Origin of the sequence: Sinomonas sp. R1AF57, from assembly GCF_002224485.1 — a bacterium.
Lineage (GTDB): Bacteria > Actinomycetota > Actinomycetes > Actinomycetales > Micrococcaceae > Sinomonas > Sinomonas flava.
In genome coordinates this window covers 2,983,482-3,001,648 of the sequence record NZ_CP022463.1, presented here as the reverse complement: position 1 = coordinate 3,001,648, position 18,167 = coordinate 2,983,482, and the positions used below count along the sequence as shown (strand labels likewise).

At 67.9% G+C, this 18,167-nt stretch carries 17 protein-coding genes; 7 read left to right on the top strand and 10 right to left on the bottom strand.

The features are described from left to right. Nucleotides 1–400 precede the first annotated feature (400 nt). The 7 genes from CGQ25_RS13825 to CGQ25_RS13800 all read right to left on the bottom strand — a co-directional run bounded on the left by CGQ25_RS13825 (nt 401) and on the right by CGQ25_RS13800 (nt 8,852). Nucleotides 401–2,893 (bottom strand): FAD-dependent oxidoreductase, encoded by a 2,493-nt coding sequence (locus tag CGQ25_RS13825; RefSeq protein WP_208710446.1) that lies wholly within the window; start codon nt 2,891–2,893, stop codon nt 401–403. Nucleotides 2,894–2,943: 50 nt separating this feature from the next. Next, nucleotides 2,944–3,849 (bottom strand): formyltetrahydrofolate deformylase, encoded by a 906-nt coding sequence (gene purU, locus CGQ25_RS13820; RefSeq protein ID WP_208710445.1) that lies wholly within the window; start codon nt 3,847–3,849, stop codon nt 2,944–2,946. Between the two features lie 135 nt (nt 3,850–3,984). Then, nucleotides 3,985–5,391: a ferredoxin reductase gene (locus CGQ25_RS13815; protein WP_208710444.1), complete on the bottom strand. Its 1,407-nt coding sequence runs from the start codon at nt 5,389–5,391 to the stop codon at nt 3,985–3,987. After that, nucleotides 5,388–6,692, bottom strand: coding sequence for an SRPBCC family protein (locus CGQ25_RS13810; RefSeq protein ID WP_208710443.1), 1,305 nt, complete (start codon nt 6,690–6,692; stop codon nt 5,388–5,390). Before CGQ25_RS13810 ends, CGQ25_RS13815 begins: the two co-directional genes overlap by 4 nt. A 541-nt stretch (nt 6,693–7,233) precedes the next feature. Then, nucleotides 7,234–7,365: a hypothetical protein gene (locus CGQ25_RS18530; protein WP_255405328.1), complete on the bottom strand. Its 132-nt coding sequence runs from the start codon at nt 7,363–7,365 to the stop codon at nt 7,234–7,236. Between the two features lie 152 nt (nt 7,366–7,517). Continuing rightward, nucleotides 7,518–8,327, bottom strand: a complete 810-nt coding sequence (locus tag CGQ25_RS13805) for an IclR family transcriptional regulator (RefSeq protein WP_208710442.1) — start codon at nt 8,325–8,327, stop codon at nt 7,518–7,520. A 147-nt stretch (nt 8,328–8,474) separates the two neighbouring features. Next, nucleotides 8,475–8,852, bottom strand: coding sequence for a hypothetical protein (locus CGQ25_RS13800; RefSeq protein ID WP_208710441.1), 378 nt, complete (start codon nt 8,850–8,852; stop codon nt 8,475–8,477). A gap of 175 nt (nt 8,853–9,027) precedes the next feature. On the opposite strand from CGQ25_RS13800, the gene CGQ25_RS18525 reads away from it, so the two are divergent. Further along, nucleotides 9,028–9,324, top strand: coding sequence for a hypothetical protein (locus CGQ25_RS18525; protein WP_208710440.1), 297 nt, complete (start codon nt 9,028–9,030; stop codon nt 9,322–9,324). Nucleotides 9,325–9,359: 35 nt separating this feature from the next. On the opposite strand, the gene CGQ25_RS13790 is transcribed toward CGQ25_RS18525, so the two are convergent. From CGQ25_RS13790 to CGQ25_RS13780, 3 genes are all read right to left on the bottom strand, one after another. Then, nucleotides 9,360–10,712: a hypothetical protein gene (locus tag CGQ25_RS13790; RefSeq protein ID WP_208710439.1), complete on the bottom strand. Its 1,353-nt coding sequence runs from the start codon at nt 10,710–10,712 to the stop codon at nt 9,360–9,362. Nucleotides 10,713–10,797: 85 nt separating this feature from the next. Beyond that, nucleotides 10,798–11,451, bottom strand: coding sequence for a trimeric intracellular cation channel family protein (locus tag CGQ25_RS13785; protein ID WP_208710438.1), 654 nt, complete (start codon nt 11,449–11,451; stop codon nt 10,798–10,800). 26 nt (nt 11,452–11,477) lie between these two features. Next, complete coding sequence (locus CGQ25_RS13780; protein ID WP_208710437.1) at nt 11,478–12,104, bottom strand: TetR/AcrR family transcriptional regulator; 627 nt, start codon at nt 12,102–12,104, stop codon at nt 11,478–11,480. A gap of 71 nt (nt 12,105–12,175) precedes the next feature. Here CGQ25_RS13780 and CGQ25_RS13775 point away from each other — a divergent pair, with 71 nt between their 5' ends. The 6 genes from CGQ25_RS13775 (at nt 12,176) to CGQ25_RS13750 (ending at nt 18,110) form a co-directional block, all read left to right on the top strand. After that, nucleotides 12,176–12,517 (top strand): cytoplasmic protein, encoded by a 342-nt coding sequence (locus CGQ25_RS13775; RefSeq protein ID WP_208710436.1) that lies wholly within the window; start codon nt 12,176–12,178, stop codon nt 12,515–12,517. Between the two features lie 54 nt (nt 12,518–12,571). Then, nucleotides 12,572–13,675, top strand: coding sequence for a glutamate--cysteine ligase (locus tag CGQ25_RS13770; protein ID WP_208710435.1), 1,104 nt, complete (start codon nt 12,572–12,574; stop codon nt 13,673–13,675). A gap of 179 nt (nt 13,676–13,854) precedes the next feature. After that, nucleotides 13,855–14,793 (top strand): sugar phosphate isomerase/epimerase, encoded by a 939-nt coding sequence (locus tag CGQ25_RS13765; protein ID WP_255405327.1) that lies wholly within the window; start codon nt 13,855–13,857, stop codon nt 14,791–14,793. Nucleotides 14,794–14,795: 2 nt separating this feature from the next. After that, complete coding sequence (locus tag CGQ25_RS13760; RefSeq protein WP_208710433.1) at nt 14,796–15,764, top strand: 3-hydroxyacyl-CoA dehydrogenase family protein; 969 nt, start codon at nt 14,796–14,798, stop codon at nt 15,762–15,764. Between the two features lie 19 nt (nt 15,765–15,783). Then, nucleotides 15,784–16,551 (top strand): SDR family NAD(P)-dependent oxidoreductase, encoded by a 768-nt coding sequence (locus CGQ25_RS13755; RefSeq protein WP_208710432.1) that lies wholly within the window; start codon nt 15,784–15,786, stop codon nt 16,549–16,551. A 182-nt stretch (nt 16,552–16,733) separates the two neighbouring features. Continuing rightward, complete coding sequence (locus tag CGQ25_RS13750; protein ID WP_208710431.1) at nt 16,734–18,110, top strand: MFS transporter; 1,377 nt, start codon at nt 16,734–16,736, stop codon at nt 18,108–18,110. The last annotated feature ends 57 nt before the right edge of the window (nt 18,111–18,167 follow it).

The following is an 18,167-nucleotide window of genomic DNA, read 5'->3' as shown; positions in this document are numbered from 1 at the left end:
GGGTGACAACGTTGCGCGGCCGATGCGCGAGACAGGACTCTCTCTGATCGGCCATCATGAATTCGTTTGTCTGTTTCCAAGCGCATCACGGGTGGGTCCCCGGGGGTAACACCCGGGCCAGCTTCGTTCCGTGATGATCAACAACGTTCGCCCTGTGCAACAAATCGTGCGCTAGCTCACACTCAATGTCAAGGGCGGGCCCTGTGAAAGGCAGAGTATGTAGGCGTTCTTGCTTCTGGCTCCGGGGCATGCCGAAGTGGGCCGGCTGCGGGGCCCCGTTTTCCGAAAGCGGTGCTTCGATGGGAAATGCCTCCCCAGGTCTTAGGCCCATCGAAGCACCTTTCACGGAAAACGGGACGCCCGCTGCGAACGCTGACCCCTAGCTTGCTGTTCCCAGCACTCAGCCGCGCAGCCGGGACATGGTGGGGTCGTACAGCGGATCCTGGGTCACGGTGGCTACGATGCGGCGGCCGAAGTACTCGATCTCCACCGAATCGCCAACTGAGACTTCGGCGGGCAGGTAGGAGTAGGCAATGGGCTTGCGGACGGAGTAGCCGTAGGCGGCGCTGGTGACATAACCCACCGCCTGGTCCTTGTAGAACACCGGTTCCTTGCCCAGCACGAGGCTGCGGCCGTCGTCGACCGTGAGGCAGCGCAGGCAGCGTGACGAGTTCTCCTCGGTGCGGCCCTCCAGAGCTGCCTTGCCCACGAAGTTGTCCTTGGCCATCTTCACCGCGAAGCCGAGGCCGGCCTCGAAGGGGTCGTGCTCAGTGGTCATGTCGGAGCCCCAGGAACGGTAGCCCTTCTCCAGGCGGAGCGAGCTGAAGGCTGCGCGGCCCGCAGCGATGATGCCGAAGGGCTGGCCGGCCTTCCACAGCGCATCCCAGAGACGCTGGCCGTTGTCGGCGCTGGTGTACAGCTCCCAGCCCAGTTCACCGACGTAGGACAGGCGCATGGCTGTGACCGGGACGCCGCCGATGACAACCTTCTTGGACCGGAAGTACTTCAGGCCGTCGTTGGAGAAGTCGTCGCTGCTGACCGCGCCGACCACCTCGCGTGCAAGTGGACCCCAGAGGCCGATGCAGCAGGTGCCGCCGGTGGTATCGCGCACCTGGACCCAGTCGCCGGCGCTGCCGCTTTCGGTCTGGTGGCGGGCTGCCCGCTCGAAGTAGGCGGTGTCGATGTTGCCGTTGGCGCCGAGCTGGAAGGTGTCCTCGCTGAGCCGAGCCACGGTGATGTCGCTGCGGATGCCGCCGGCGTGGTCCAGCAGGAGCGTGTAGGTGACGGCTCCGGGCTTCTTGTTCAAGTCCGCGGTGGTCAGCTCCTGCAGCAGCTTCAGTGCGCCCGGTCCGGAGATCTCCAGGCGCTTGAGCGGGGTCATGTCGTACATGGCGACGGCGGTACGCGTCTTCCATGCCTCGGCCGCGGCAATCGGGGAGCTGAACATGCCGGACCACGAATCGCGTGCCGGCGGCTGCCATTCGGCGGGCATCTCCTTGAGCAGGCCAGCGTTCGCCTCGAACCAGTAGGGGCGTTCCCAGCCTGCGCCTTCGAGGAAGTACCCGCCCAGTTCCCTGTGCCGGGCGTGGAAGGGGGACACACGAAGGTTGCGCGGGGAGAGCTTGGGCTGCAGCGGGTGCAGGACGTCGTAGATTTCCACGAAGTTCTGCTGGGAGGTTTCGCTGACGTAGTCCGGGGTCAGCTGGACATCCTCGAAGCGGTGGATGTCGCAGTCGCCCAGATCGATGGAGGACTTGCCGTCCACGAGGAGTTCGGCCACGGCGCGGGCGATGCCGGCCGAGTGGGTGACCCAGACGGCTTCGGCGACGAAGAAGCCATCCAGTTCCTTGGATTCGCCAACGAGGGAGCCGCCGTCGGGGGTGAAGGAGAAGATGCCGTTGAAGCCGTCCTCGATCTCGCTCTCGCGCAGGGCGGGCAAGATCTGCTTGGTGGCTTCCCAGGCCGGGAGGAAGTCCTCGAGGGTGAAATCCAAGCGCGAGGGCATGTTGTGTTCGCTGATCTCGGTCGGCTTGAAGCTGCCGAGCTCGTCCAGGTCCACGGGCATGGGCTTGTGGGCGTAGGAGCCGATGCCGTAGCGGTCGCCGTGTTCGCGGTAGTAGAGGTCCTGGTCCTGGTGGCGGAGGATGGGCAGTCGCGCACCATTGGGCAGCTCGTTCTTGCCCTCCTGTGCAGGGACCGGGGTGGTCTTGACGTACTGGTGGGCCAGGGGCAGCAGCGGCACGGACATGCCGATCAGCTCGCCGACCTTTGCGCCCCAGAAGCCGGCGCAGGAGACGACGATGTCAGCCGGGATCACGCCGTCGGGCGTCTGGACACCGGTGACGCGGCGGCCGGACTGCTCGATGCCGGTCACTTCGGTGTTGCCGATGTACTTTACGCCGGCCGCCTCGGTGCGCTTGATCAGCAGTTGGACAGCGCGGGCGGCGCTGGCCAGGCCGTCGCTGGGAACGTGGAGGCCGCCCAGGATCTCGTCCTCATTGATAAGGGGGTAGAGCTCCTTGCATTCAGCGGGGGAGAGGATGGAGCCCTCAATGCCCCACGAGGAGGCGTAGCCAAGCTTGCGCTTCAGGTCCGCGAGGCGGGCTTCGGTGGTGGCGACTTCCAGCCCTCCCACCTGGTTGAAGCAGCTGACGCCGTCCTCGGTGAGGGACAGGAGCTTCTCCACGGTGTACTTGGCGAACAGTGCCATGGACTTGGAGGGGTTCGTCTGGAAGACCAGGCCGGGGGCGTGGGACGTGGAACCCCCCGGCATGTTGAGGGGGCCTTGGTCCAGGACCGTGATGTTGTCCCACCCCTTCGTGACGAGTTCGTCAGCGAGGTTGGTGCCGACGATGCCGGCTCCGATGATGACAATGCGGGGCGTCGAGCCCATAAGGTTCTCCTGCTGCTCTTACGAATTAAGGTCTGTGCCGGCGGTGCCGGCTATCGGAACACCACGGTGCTGGTCTCGTCCAGCAGGACGCGGTGCTGGCAGTGCCAGCGGACGGCGCGGGACAGGGCGAGTGCCTCGGCGTCCTGCCCGACGGTGGCCAGGGCGGAGGGGCCGTAGCTGTGGTCTACCCGGATGACTTCCTGCTCGATGATCGGGCCCTCGTCCAGATCGGCGGTGACGTAGTGAGCGGTGGCACCGATGAGCTTCACGCCGCGTGCGTGGGCCTGGTGGTAGGGCTTGGCACCCTTGAAGCCGGGGAGGAAGGAGTGGTGGATGTTGATCGCACGGCCTTCCAGGGAACGGCAGAGATCGTTTGAGAGCACCTGCATGTATCGCGCAAGGACAACCAGATCGACGTCGTATTCATCCACGAGCTCCAAGAGGCGGCGTTCGGCGTCAGCCTTGGTGTCCGGGGTGACCGGGACGTGGATGAATGGCAGGCCCGCAGCCTCGGCCATGGCGCGGTGGGTCTCGTGGTTGGAAACGACCAGGACCAGCTCACCGCCCAGGCTGCCACCGCGCCAGCGGAAGATGAGATCGTTGAGGCAGTGGCCGAACTTGGAGACCATGACGAGGACACGCTGCTGGGTCTGGTCGTGGAAGCTGAACTTCATGTCGAACCGCTGCGCGATGCCGCCGAACTCTTCTTCGAGCATGGCGGGGGTGTAGCTGGGCGGTCCGGAGAACGCGGTGCGCAGGTGCAGCGTCTCGCGCAGGCTGTCGTCGAACTGCTGGTGCTCGTCGATGTTGAAGCCGCGCTCGAAAAGGAACGTGGTCACTGCCTGCACGATTCCGGCCTGCTCCCGGCAGGACAGGGTGAGCACGAACTTCTGGGCGTGCTCGTCCTTGACCTCCGGCCGGACAGCCGTGGCACGCGCTGATTCGATGAGGGTCATGCCCCTCCTCCTTGTAGATATATTCAAAATTGACGACTGATATATGAGATCGATGGCCAGCTGTACTGGCCAGCGGGCAAGGTCTGTGTCAGGCCGTCTGTGTGTGGGGGACGCAGGCGCCGCTTCTGCGGGCGTTCAGGCGTCGAGGACCATGTCGGTGCGCGCTGTGGAACAGCAGGGAAGGAATTTGCCTGCGTCGATCTCCCGTTTGCGGATCCCGCCTTGGTGGTTCATCTCGACCTCCCCGGAAAGCTTGACGATCTTGCAGGAGCCGCACATGCCCTCCTTGCAGTTGGCGCCGATCCTGACACCCGCCCGCTGCGCCACCTCGAGGATGTGTTGGTCGGGATCGATCCGCACATTGATGCCGGTGCGCATGAAGGACAGGGTGAGACTTCCCGTTCCGACCGTGTCGAAGCTCGAGGCATCGGGGGTCTCTGTCCCGGGCCCTGCGTCCGAACTTCCTCCGGGGATTGGCGCGTCCGGGTTGGCAGTTTCGAGCGGCAGCCCCGTGGCCTGCAGTGTTCCATCCTCGTTGTAACCGGGCTCATAGAGTCCGAACGGGGTGGGCTGGCCTTCGTAGTAGTCCTCAGCGGAGTTGGCGATTTCCTCTGCGATCTCCTCCGCGATGTCCGCCGCGAGGGCGAGCTCAGCCTGGTACTCGAGGATGGTCTGGCGGTCACCCGAGAAGAACTCCATGTAGATGGAGGTGTCGTCGACGCCTACCTTCTTGAGGAGTTCGGTGGCGCTGTTCAGGTAACCCTCCGGGCCGCAGGCATACACTTGGCGGCCGTTTGCATCCGGAGCAACCTGGTCGATCATGGCGGCCGTCAGCCTTCCGCTGAGCCCTTCCCACCCGTCGGGCTTGCTGCGGTCGCCCAGGGAGTAGAAGACCTTGACGCGCGAGTCCACGGATGCGATGTAGGCCAGCTCCCGGTGGAAGGCGAAGCCGCCTGCTTCCGCGCCGTGGTAGAGCACCACCACGTCGGCGCTTCCGGGCAGGGAGTGGATGGTGCGCAGCATCGACATGATGGGGGTGATGCCGGCGCCGGCGGCCAGGAAGAGGTACCGCGCGCGCCGGTCGGCGTCAGGCAGGTGGAATGCACCTACAGGTCCAAGCATGTCCAGGACGGTGCCGGGCCTGACGTTCTGGTGCACCCAAGGGGAAACCAGTCCGCCCGGGTCGCGCTTGACGGTAACGCTGAAGGTCCACGGTTCCGTGGGCGAACTGGACAGCGAGTAGCTGCGGTCCACCGGTTCCTGGTCCTCGCCGTTCACCGGAAAGGCGATGTTCACGTACTGGCCCGCGCGGAACGCCAGGGGCGCGCCGTCTGTGCGGCGGAACACGAAGGTCATCATGCCGCCCGCTTCGGGAACAGTCTCGACGCATTCGGCCATGAACTCCTGCGGATGCCACGGACCCAGGGCCTTGGCTGCGCTGGCCGGTCCTTCGATGCTGCCCATCACCCGGTTCCACGGCATTTCAAGGCCGCGGATGCGCTGTGGCTCCTGGGTGGGAATCTCAGTGAGGACGTCGGTCATGCCAAGTGCTCCTGGACGCGCTGGACGTACCAGTTGATGAACGCCTCTACCTGGTATTCGCTCTTCATGTAGGGGCCGGGCTCGTACGCGGGGCTGGCAGCTCCCTGCTGGCACAGCTCCACGAACGCCTTGTCCTGCAGGTTGGTCTGCTTCCAGGTGTAGGTGAGCTTGTCGAGGTCGTAGTCCACGCCCTCCTCGGCGTCGTCGGCCACCAACCAGGTGGTGCGGACCAACGACTGGTGCTCGTTGATGGGGAAGACGCCGAACGTGATCACGTGGTCGCCAAGGAAATGGAACCAGCTGTTGGGCTGCAGGTGCATCGAGCAGCGGCCCAGGCGGAAGTCGGGCAGGTCGCCAAGCAGCTTCTTGGAGAGCCTACGGCCGTCGGCCGAGAACGATTCGCCCTCGCCGTCCAGGGATTCGCGTGAGATGCGGATGCCGGCGATGCGGGTGTCGAGTTCCTCAACCACCTCGTAGGGCAGGCCGTACCGGCGGCACCGCTCCTCGAGCGAGGACTGGGCTTCCTTGTTGCGGTCCCAGACCTCTTCAAGGTGAGCCGGGATCAGTCCCTCGGTCAGGCCCCAGGTGGGGAAGAGCGAGCAGGCGAGTTCCGGGTGCCCATCGCAGTGGTAGCACTCACGGTTGTTCTCCATGACGAGCTTCCAGTTGCCCTCTTCGATGATGTTCTGCTGGTAGGCAATCTTCGTCTTGGACAGGTCGTGGGGTGCGAGGTAGGGCTCGAAGATCTTCGAGGTCTCGTCGAAGTCCGCGGGCGGTTCGTCAGCAATGCAGACGAAGATGAGTCCGGCGACCTCGCGGCTGTGGGCACGTTTGAGGGCGAAGCAGTTCTTGTCGAACTTCGCTTCACCGGGCGCGGAGGCGTGGATCAGGTTGCCCTCGGGCGAGTAAGTCCAGGAGTGGTAGCCGCAGACCAGGTTTCCGGTGGAACCGGCAGCCTCGGTCAGGACACGTGCACCACGGTGGCGGCAGACATTGTGCAGGACGTTGACGTCACCCTCGTCGGTGCGCAGCACAATCAGGGAGTAGGGGCCGTAGTCGACCGTGATGTAGTCGCCCGGCTCCGGCAGTTCGGCAACGCTGCCGGCAAAGATCCAGTGCTGGCCGAAGATGGCCTCCATGTCGATCTTGAAGAGCGTCGGGTCGGTGTAGAAGGGGGCGTCGAGTGAGTATCCCTGACGCCGGAACTCGAACAGCGCGGCGATCTCCGCCAGCTTCTCTGCAGGCAGGGTCGAAGCGAGTCTTCCGCGCGAATTGAGGGGCGCGTTCACTGGAGCAGTCATTGATTCCTCCCGGGAGGGCTGGGTAAGTGTGGCTTCTGGGCGACTATGGCGTGGAGGCAAGCGGCATCGTCTGGGGTTGGAGTTGCGCGTTCAGGAGGAGCTGCGCGAGAAGGGCTCTCGCGGGCGATGCTTGGAGCGAATCCATATCAGGCCCTTCCTGGAACGTGCGTCCTACGCAACAACAATCAGCATGTGCAACAGCGTGACGCAGGCCACCCGCGCTGTCAAGGTATGACGGGTGCGTTATGAAACTCCGCAGGCAGGAGGCGAATGCACCTGGCCACGGAGTCCTCCGTTTGATGCCTGGGCCAGGTTCGGAAGGATGTTCACGGCGCCCCCGTCCAGCAGGCAGGACGGATGGACCAGCACGATGCCGATGCCGTGCAGGATCAGTGAAGATGGCCGCCACCGCACGTTGATCAGCCCCGGGAAAATTGCCGGGATGCCGCCCGCGATGGCAGAGACGTTCGGGCTCCGCCGGGCCGGGTCGACCTTGGCTGCCGGCTGAACGCCAGGCTGTTGCCCCGGGTCATGGCGAACATCAACGGATCGCCGCGGCGCGGGCCGTGAGGGTGGAGACCATCACCGCCACCGCGAAGTAGTTCCGATCTGTCTTGTCCGTGCGCATCGCGATCCGCCGCGGGATCCCTTCCTTCGCACCATGCTGGTGCACCCGCACGAAGGTGGAATCGATCGAGACGATCCAGTCCGGGTCCCCGGAGGCATCGGCCTGGCTTGGACTTGGACCTGCTCGACGACCTTCGCCCAGGTACCGTCCTTGGCCCAGTGGTCGAAGTCCGGCCCAGCACGGCTTGGCAGCACGCCCTAGCGCCGCGTGTAGCCCATGTTGGCGCTGACCTTGAGTCCGGCTTCCGTGAGCGTTTCCAGCAGGCCCGGGATCTTCTCGGGGTCGAACCGGAACGCGGGCCCCGAAATGCTGATGGCACCCGTCACTTCGCCCCGATGGTTGTAGACGGGCACCGCCACTGCATTCAGGCCGATCTCGAACTCCTCCCGCACTACCGCGTACCCCTTGGCGCCCACCTCGAGCAGCTGGGCATCCAGTTCTTTCCGGCTGGTGATGGTCCTGGCCGTGCGGGCTTTCAGTCCGGTCTCCTTCAGGATTCGGTCCCGTTCATCCGCACCCAAGCCAGCCAGGAGCACCTTCCCGCTGGAGGTGGCGTGCAGCGGCGTCAGGCTTCCCACCCAGTCATACGTTGCCAGTGTGGAGGGGCCCATGGCTTGGTCGACGTTGACGGCATAGTTGGAACGCAGGACGGCGAGGTTGACCGTTTCCTTGAACTCTTCGGCGAGGCTCTCCAGCACAGGCCGTGCCTCGTGGACCAGACTCAGCCGCCCAGGAATGGAGCTGGCCAGGCGGAGGATCCCAAACCCGAGCTGGTACTTGCCGCGATCGCTGTTCTGGTGGACCATCCCACGACTCACCAGAGACCCCATCAGCCGAGAGACGGTGGACTTGTGGATTCCCATCTCCTCGGCAATCTCACTGACGCCCGCGTGCCCTTCCCGGGCCAGGATCTCCAGGACAGTCAGCGCACGCTCCACGGACTGCACTCCACCGGACTGGCCGCCCTCGACGTCAGTCTCCGGTTCCGGTTCATTTTTAGGAGCCATGCCTACTGATCCTATGCTGGAATCGTGGTGGCCGTGACAGCGCGCATATCTGCCGCTCGGACACGCTGGATCACGCCGCTCACCCCTCCGCCGGCGCGGGCACGTAGGTGAAGGTCGACGTCGTCAGCAGCCGCCCGTCGCCGTCGGTCACGTCCACCCGGGCGACGACGACGCTCCCGCCCGCGCGCTGCAGCCGAGCCGTCCGACGGCCGGGCCGAGGCCCGAGCTGTCGAGGAAGCTCATGCTCGACTGCGTCACGAGCGGCGAGCGCCCCGGGCCCATGGCCTGGCCTGCGAGGTAGGACCCGGTCAGGTCCGCGGCTCCGAACAGGGCAGTCGAGGAGAAGTGCCCGCCCGGCCCGCACAGCCGGCCGGCGAGCGGCATGCGCGTGGCGACCATCGCGCCGTCGCACGCGTGGGGCTCGAGGCCGAGGGTGGCGGTGATCTCCCCGGCCTCCGCCGCGAGCGCGGCGCGGAACGTGTCCCACCCGAGGACGAACTCTTCAAGGCTGACGGGCAGGGGCATGGGGATCCTTTCTGCGGCTGGGGCGTCGCATGCCGCCCACGGTGACAACCGCGTCCCGGCCGCGAAAAGTCACGCGGGGGTCTGGCCCGGGAGGCGGGGGATTCGTAGGCTGTCGGCAGGCGCTCGGCGCGGTGCCGGTCGCCGGGACCCGAGGCGAAGGGGCAGGTAACCGACGATGACGAAGACGCACGTCCACGAGGGCCACACGATCGCGGACCACGAGCATGGGCCCGGCTGCGGCCACGAGACGGTCCAGCACGGCGACCACGTCGACTACGTGCACAACGACCACCACCACGCCGTGCACGGCGACCACTACGACGACCACGAGCACGTCGCCGAGCACTCGGTCACGGAGCACGAGCACGGGCCCGGCTGCGGCCACGAGGCGGTCCAGCACGGCGACCACGTCGACTACGAGCACGACGGCCACAAGCACGCCATCCACGAGCACCACTACGACGAGCACTGACGCCGGGCGCAGGCGATCAGCCAGCGGGCCTGGCGTCAGCCGGCGTCGAGGATCTGGGCGAAGGCGTCGGTCATCGTCGACTCGACGCCGGCGCCGCCTCCCACGAAGTGCCCCAGGCAGCTGTACACCGTCATGCTGCCCCCCGCGATCCCGGGGAAGTCCGTGTCCCACCCGCCCTCGTAGCTGCCCTGCGCCATGGAGGGCGCGAAGAACTCGGCGGTGGGGATGTAGCAGACCGACGCCCCGGCGTACCCGCAGACCCATACCGACTGGGAGCCGCCGAAGTGCGCGCGCAGGTAGACCGCGTACCCGCTCACCAGCTCCCCGCTCGCCCATACGATCTTCAGGGGCTCCTCTCCGTCGATCGTCCACCGCTGGACCGCCGAGGGGACGCCTGTGGCGACCTGCCCCTGGTCGATCCTCTCGATCATGGTCTCCGCGTGGCGCCGGTACCAGGGCGGGAAGCCCGCGGGGTTCGGCAGCCTGTTCGTGTAGTCGGCGCGGACCGCCGCGAGGTTCCCGGGGGAGGCGTCGATGTCCAGCGGGATCGTGAGCCCCTGCACCGCCGTGGAGATGCCGCCCGCCAGCGTGCGCCCCGGAGTGTCGAGCCCCCGCACCACGGCAGAGCCGAGCGAGTCGCCCCACTGGTCCCGCAGCGACCAGCTGGCGGCACCGCGCGGATTCTGGTCGCCGCCAGCCCCCTGGACGAACATCGCGAACGCCCCCGTGCTGTCCTCGACGAAGGCGCACGCGCCAGCGGGGTAGTCGCCGTCGTACAGAGTCTGCAGGCCGGCCGCGACGGGGTGGCAGCCGTACCCGAAGATGGCGGCCACGGGCTCGCCGCCGGGACCCCTCGCGGTGAGCAGCGAGACGTCGGTCTCGTTGTACGGCAGGCCCACCCGGTTGACGGCGAAGGTCTGGGTGAGGACCTGGTAGTCGAGCGTGACGGGGGTCTGCGGCGCCGCGAGCGCCTGCTGCGCGGCCTCGACCACCCGGTCCACGAGCCACGCGCCGTAGGCCGTGACCTCCGCCAGGTCGGTCAGCCCGTAGGAGATGTAGGGATCGAGGGTCTCGACGAGCACGGGGCCGTTGTGCGTGTGGGTCGCCTGCAGCACCACGTCAGAGGCGCCCCAGCCGGCGAGCCCGAGGATGCGCGGGAGGGCGGCGTCGTGCAGCGCCACCGGGAAGGCGAGGATGTCCGCGGTCAGGAGCAGGTTCGGAGCCCCGCCATCCCAGAGCACGACGGCGCGCACGTAGATCGGCGCGAACGGCGTGGCGGCGGAGGCCTCGCGCCCGCCGTCGTCGGTGCCGTAGCCCCCCAGGTACGGGTTCGGTGCGGCGGACGAGGGGGTGATGTCGACCTTCGCGGTCGAGACGGAAAGGCCCATGCTCGCTCCTGAACCCTGACGGAAACAAGCTCATGGGACCACGTCCCGACCCCGGCGTCCAGAGGCGGAACGGCGGGCTTCGCGCTCAGTCGCCGGGCGGCGTCGTGCGCCCCTCGCGGTGGGCCACGACGGCGGCGAACGGCACGCGCCAGCGGAAGCGCAGCGACAGCACGCGCAGGGCGAACACGACCACGGCGACCGCCCCGCCGCTCGCGGGCGTGTAGGCGCCGAGCTGCCAGAGGAACGCGACCAGACCGGCTCCGAGGAGGGCAGGGACGGCGTAGATGTCGTGCCGGTCGAACAGCTGGGGCCGCACGTTGGCGACCGTGTCGCGCAGGAGCCCCCCGCCGATCGCCGTCGTGGTGCCGAGCAGGGCACTCGAGATGGGGTTGGCGCCGAGGGTGAGCGCCGTGATCGTGCCGGTGGTGCAGAACAGCGCGAGCCCCGCGGCGTCGAACAGCAGCAGCGTGCGGCGCAGCTTCACAACCGCGGGCAGGAGGAAGAAGACCACCACCGCAGCGGCCACGGGCGGCGCGAGGTACACCGGCTCGGCGAACGCGTTCGGGAAGCGGCCCAGCACGAGGTCGCGGATCACGCCGCCGCCGAGTCCCGTGAGCGAGCCGAGGAAGAGCGATCCCACGATGTCGAAGTTCTTCTGCGCCGCCATGAGGGAGCCGGAGACGGCGAAGAAGAACACCCCTGCGAGGTCGAGGACGAGGGGCCACACGTCGTGTTCCATGGCACAAGACTAGGGACCGGAGGGGCTCATGCGCCGCCTACTGCGGCGTGGAGGATGTCGAAGGCGGTGGACTTCATGGCCGCAAAGGCCTCCTCCGCGCCCAGACCGCCCACGCCCGTGAGCCACACGTACGGCTCGATCCCGGCCGCGGCGCGGAGCCGGACGGCGAGGCGGTGCACGTCGATCCCGGGATGGGTCCCGGCGAGGGGCGCGAGCGCCTCCTCGTACCACCGCACGGCCCGGCCGCCGCGGAGCGCCGGCTGGCCCGCGCCGGGGGCGAGGGAGGCCCGAAGCGCGGCGCGCATCTGGGGCTCCCAGTCCCGGATGAAGGCGAAGTGCTCGTCCAGGGTGCGGTCCAACCGCTCGGCGACGTCCGACGGCGGGTCCTCGCCGAGGAGCGAACGCTCGCCCGTCTGGGGCATCGCCGCGTTCAGGAGCGACTCCTTGTCGGGGAAGTACCGGTAGGCCGTGGTGCGCGAGATTCCGGCGCTGGCCGCGACGTCGGACACCGAGGGGTCCTGCCCGTCCGCCATGAGCCTGCGGAGGGCGTCCACCAGCGCCCGCTGGGTGCGGCTCTTCTGCCCCGTCCGGCCGGTGGCCGTGTAGGACCCGGCCTGGGGACTCGCCGGAAGGCCATTGTGCGCGTGGACCATGCGGCTTACGATACTAGTGTCCCTTCATGGGACGGAAGTACCATGAATCTGCGGAACCCAGGAGGCCCGCCATGTCCGATCCGCTCGAGGTCAGCCCGGACCTCTACCGCCTCGTGTTCGAGAACGACCGCGTCCGCGTCCTGGAGTACCTGGACCGGCCCGGCGATTCCACGGGGACGCACTCCCACCCGGACAGCGTCATGGTCACCCTGACGGGCTTCAGCCGCCGCCTCACCTCCGGCGGCCGCGAGGTCGAGGTCGAGATGCCCCCATTCCAGGCACGCTGGCTCGACGCCCAGGAGCACTCGGGCACCAACATCGGCACGAGCGAGACCCACACCCTCTTCATCGAGCTCAAGGAGCCCCGGGCCGACGGCCCCGCGCGCGGGCGGCTCGGCCCTTCGGAGTCGTAGACCGGCCGCCGCGCGCTGCCCAGCCGCGCGCCCGGGGCCTGACAGAATGGCGGCATGCGGACGTTCGGGGTTGAAGAGGAACTGCTCATCGTCGACCCCGAGACGGGCCAGCCAGTGGCGGACGTCGAGCGGATCCTCGCGGTCATGGGCAGGCCTCGGGACACCGAGCGCGAGTTCAAGCTCGAGCAGATCGAGATCCAGACCGCGCCGGCCCGTACCCATGACGAGATCCTCGGCCAGCTCTACCGGGCGCGGCGCAGCGTCGACCAGGCGGCGCGGCAGGTCGGGGCGCGCATCGCCGCGCTCGGAACGTCGCCCCTGAGCGCAGCCACCCACCTGAGCCCGGGCGCGCGCTTCGAGCAGATGGCCGACGAGTACCGGCTCACCTCCCAGGAGCAGCTCACGTGCGGGCTCCACGTCCACACCTCTGTCGAGTCCCCCGAGGAGGGCATCGCGGTCCTGGACAGGATCCGGGAATGGCTCCCGCTGCTGGTGGCGATCAGCGCCAACTCGCCGTTCTGGCGCGGGACCAACACCGGCTACGCGAGCTATCGGACCCAGGCGTGGAACCGCTGGCCGACCTCGGGCCCCCAGGAGCTCTTCGGCACGGTGGAGCGGTACCGCGGGCTCGTGGAGTCGATGGTCCGCACCGGCGCCATCCTCGACGAGGGCATGGTCTACTTCGACGCCCGGCTCTCCCGCGAGCACCCCACGGTCGAGGTCCGGGTCGCGGACGTGTGCCTCGACGCCGCGGACTCCGCGCTCGTCGCCGTCCTCGTGCGCGGCCTCGTGGAGACCGCGGCGCGCGAGGCCGCCGAGGGGAAGGAGCCGCTGGGCACCCCGGCCGCGCTCCTGCGCCTGGCCGCCTGGCGGGCGAGCCGTTCCGGGCTCAACGGCGACCTCGTGCACCCGCTCGAGCAGCGCCCCGTGCGCGCGGCCGACGCGGTGGACGCCCTGGTCGCGCACATCGCGCCGGTGCTGCGGGAGTCCGGCGAGCTGCACTGGGCCGAGCGCGACCTCAAGGCCCTCTTCCAGCGGGGGTCGGGGGAGCGGGCCCAGCGGGACGCCGTCATCGACGGGCTCGAGCTGCGCGCCGTGGTCGCCGCCGCCGTCGAGGCCACCCAGAAGCACGACGGCGGGTGGGACGCCGGCGCGTAGGCCGCGCCCGCCGTCGGGCTTCCTGCCACACCTCCCTGCTGGGGAGTCACTTCCTGCTCCGCTCTGCGCTGCCCAGAAATTTTGCGCCGGCGGTTGACGTCAGACATATTTCCTATAGGATCTTTTCGTGAGCCGCACCACAGGACGGCTCGGGAAAGAAACCGATGCAACGGAGCACCATGCCGACGGAACCCGCCTTCACGGCCGACTCATGGCCGATCGCCACCTGCCTCCACGGATTCAGGACCGTGGACCGCAACGGCATCGCACTGCACGACGCCCCCGCCGAGACCTGGGACGACATGTTCTCCCAGATCGCCGAGGTGGGCTTCAACCTCGCCGAGCTGGCCGACAGCCACGTCCGACCTGCGGACCTCGAGCCTTCCCGCCGCGACGAGTTCCTCTCGATCGCCGCGTCCCACGGCGTGGGCATCCCGTCCGTGCATCTCCAGCGCCAGAGCGTCATCATGCCCGGGCACGAGGAGCGCAACCTCGAGTACGCGCACCGCACCATCGAGGCCGCCGCCGAGTGGGGCATGCAGGTCTTCTCCACCGGACTCCACCAGCCGTTCAGCGAGGCCCAGCGCAAGGCCCTGTGGTTCTGGACCGCCGAGGGCCCGAAGGACCCGGACGACCGCGAGGTGTGGGACACCGCCGTCGGGCGCATCCGCGAGCTCGGCAAGCACGCCGCCGACCTTGGCCTGCGGATGTCCCTCGAGATGTACGAGGACACGTACATCGGCACGGCCGACAGCGCGGTGCGGTTCATCGAGGAGGTCGGGCTCGACAACGTGGGGCTCAACCCCGACGTCGCGAACCTCATCCGCCTCCACCGCCCGGTCGAGAGCTGGCAGGAGCTCTTCGACAAGACCCTCCCGTACGCGAACTACTGGCACGTGAAGAATTACACGCGCGACGAGGCCGCCGACGGCAGCTGGGCCACCTCCGTCCCCTCGACCATGGAGGCCGGCCTCATCAACTACCGGCAGGTCTTCCGCGACGCGATCGCGCTCGGCTTCGACGGGATCATCCTCACCGAGCAGTACGGCGGCGACAGCCTCGGCGTGTGCGCCACGAACCAGAAGTACATCCGCACTCTCCTCCCGAAGGGCCGCTGACCATGACTTCCCAGCACGTCACCGTCGCCGTCGTCGGCTCGGGCTACATGGGCGGCGGAATCGCCCAGGTCCTCGCCCTCTCCGGCGCGACAGTCCGCATCGCCGACGTCTCCGAGGAGATCGCCCGCAAGAACTACGGCCGTCTCCTGGACGAGGCGCGCGAGTTCGTCGCGGACGGGCTCTTCCCGCAGGACGCCGTTGAGCGCCTCGAGGCGAACCTCTCGCCTGCCGCGTCGATCGAGGAGGCGGTGGCAGAGGCCGACTTCATCGAGGAGGCCGTGCCCGAGAAGCTCGAGATCAAGCACGAGACGCTGCGCCGGATCAGCGCCGCGGCGCGGCTCGACGCGATCATCGGCTCCAACACGTCGACGATCCTCATCGCCTCCCTCGCCGAGGCCGTGGAGCGTCCCGAGCGCTTCCTCGGGGTCCACTTCTCGAACCCAGCGCCGTTCATCCCCGGCGTCGAACTCATCCCGCACCCCGGCACGGACGAGTCCCTCATCCCCTTCGTCGAGCGGCTCGTCGCGGCCACCGGCAAGGAGAGCGCGCGGGTCAAGGACGCCACGGGCTTCGTGCTCAACCGGCTCCAGTACGCCCTGTTCCACGAGGCCAGCCAGATCGTCGAGGAGGGCATCGCCACCCCCGAGGACATCGACACGATCGTCCGGACCACCTTCGGCTTCCGGCTGCCCGTGTTCGGCCCGTTCGCGATCGCGGACATGGCCGGGCTGGATGTCTACTCCTTCTGCTACGCCTCGCTCCAGACCCGCTGGCCCGAGCGCTTCGCCACGCCGGAGTCCCTCAAGGAGCTCGTCGAGGCCGGCAAGTTCGGCACGAAGTCCGGCGAGGGCTACCTGGACGTCCCGGCAGAGCGCATCCCGGAGCTCGTCGCCTACCGCAACCGGGCCTACGTCGCCATGAAGAAGCTCATGGACGAGCTCGGCCCCGCACCGATCCACACCGACAACTGAGCCAGACCTGGAGAGCAGCATGACCGCCTTCCCCGCATCCCGCACCGTCATCCTGACCGGCGCCGCCTCGCCCCGCGGCATCGGCCGCGCGTCCGCGCACTACCTCGCCGAGCGCGGCTGGAGCATCGGCATCATCGACCTCGACGCCGAGGCAGCCAAGCGCGTCGCCGAGGAGATCGCCCTCGAACACGGCGTGGCCGCAGCCGGAGCCGGCGCGAACGTCGCCGACGAGGACCAGGTCCGCGCTGCCTTCGACGAGCTCGAGGGTTCCCTCCCGCAGATCGTCGCGCTCGTGAACCTGGCCGGCGTCTCCTCGCCCGTGCCCTACCTCGAGGTCACAGCCGAGGAGTGGAAGCGCGTCCTCGACATCAACCTCAACGGCGTCCACTACGCGACCCGCCGCGCCGTCGAGTCCATGGTCAAGCACGGAGTCGGCCGCGTTGTGAGCCTCTCGTCCGTCTCCGCCCAGCGCGGCGGCGGCACCTACAGCAAGACCCCGTACTCGGCCGCCAAGGCCGGCATCATCGGGTTCTCCCGCAGCGTCGCCCGCGAGCTGGGCCAGCAGGGGATCACCGTCAACGTCATCTCCCCCGGCCCTATCGACACCGACATCATGGGCGGCACCCTCACTGAGGAGCGCAAGGAGAGGATGGCGGCCGACGGCGTGCTGCCGCGCATCGGCAGCCCGCGGGACATCGCCGCAGCCATCAACTACCTCATCAGCGAGGACGCAGGCTTCGTGACGGGCCAGACCCTGAACGTCGACGGCGGCCTCTACATGCACTGAGAAGGGAGCATCGACATGCGCCTGAAGACCGGCCCCTGGACGAAGTCGAGGATTCTGTTCCTCGCCATCGGCCTGATCCTCGTCGGATTCGGGCTTGCCAGCATCCTGCCCGCGCTCGGCGGCTGACCGAGCACTCCACCACCACGCACCCAACCCCGGCATCCCCTCGAAGGAGAGTGGACATGTCTTCGTCAAGCGCCCGTTTGACTGACACCGTAGGCACCAACCCGGCCCTGAGATCGGCCATCGCCAAGGCCTCGAAGCATCTCATGCCGATGCTCGTCATCCTGTACTTCGTCGCCTTCCTCGACCGCACCAACGTGGGCTTCGCGGAGGCGGCGCTGCGCGCCGACCGCGGCGTGTCCGACGGCGCGTTCGCCCTCGGCGCGGGCATCTTCTTCATCGGCTACGCGCTGTTCGAGATCCCGAGCAACCTCGCCCTGAAGAAGTTCGGCGCTAGGTTCTGGCTGGCCCGCATCGCGATCACGTGGGGCGTCGTCGCCGCGGCGTTCGCCTTCACGACCAACGACACGATGTTCACCGTGCTGAGGTTCCTCCTCGGCGTGACCGAGGCCGGGCTCTTCCCCGGCGTGATCATGTTCCTCGCGGAGTGGTTCCCGAACAAGGTCCGCGTCCAGATGTTCGCGATCTTCTACCTCGCGCAGCCGTTCTCCCAGATGATCGGAGCCCCGCTCTCGGGCGGCCTCATCAGCTTCGGCGACACCCTCACGCCGTGGCACGGCTGGCAGGTCATGTTCTTCGTCGAGGGCATGCTGGCGGTCGTCGCCGGCATCGCAGCGCTGTTCCTCCTCACGAACAGCCCCGCCCAGGCCAAGTTCCTGAACGACGAGGAGAAGGCCGCGCTCTCGAACGTCATGGCGCTCGAGGACAAGGTCCGCACCGAGGACGGCCCGAACGGCATCTGGCGTGCGATGGCCAACTGGAAGGTGTGGTACTTCACAATCATCTACTTCGCCCTCCAGATCGCCGTCTACGGCACCACCTTCTACCTCCCGCAGCAGGTCGCTGGCCTGCTCGGCAAGAAGGTCGGCTGGGAGGTCGGCCTCGTCTCGGCCATCCCGTGGCTCGTGGGGCTCTTTGCCTGCTACTTCCTCGGCAGGGCGGCCCACACGATCGTCCGCCGCCGCAACTGGGGCACCATGCTGTACATCGGCACGGGCGTGTTCATCCTCGCCTCGGGCTGGGCGGGAGCGAACAACCAGCCGCTCCTCGGCATCCTGTTCATCACCCTCGCCGTCGCGAGCTTCCTCTCGGTCGGCCCCATCACCTGGGCCTTCCCGACGGCGTTCCTCACCGGCACCGCCGCCGCAGCGGGCATCGGCCTGATCAACTCGCTCGGCAACCTCGGCGGCTTCGTCGCTCCGCTCATGCGCACCGGCATCAACGCCGCCGTGCCTACCGACTCGGGCGTCTGGGGCGTGGTCTCCCTCGGAGTCTTCGCCTTCCTCGCCGCGATCATGGTGTTCGCCACCAAGTTCTTCAAGGTCGCGAAGTCGGACGAGCTCCTCGCCAAGGAGGCGCCGGCCGTCGGCCACTGACGCCAGGCCCAGCACACACGAGGCCCCGGTCCGATCGGACCGGGGCCTCGTGCTGTG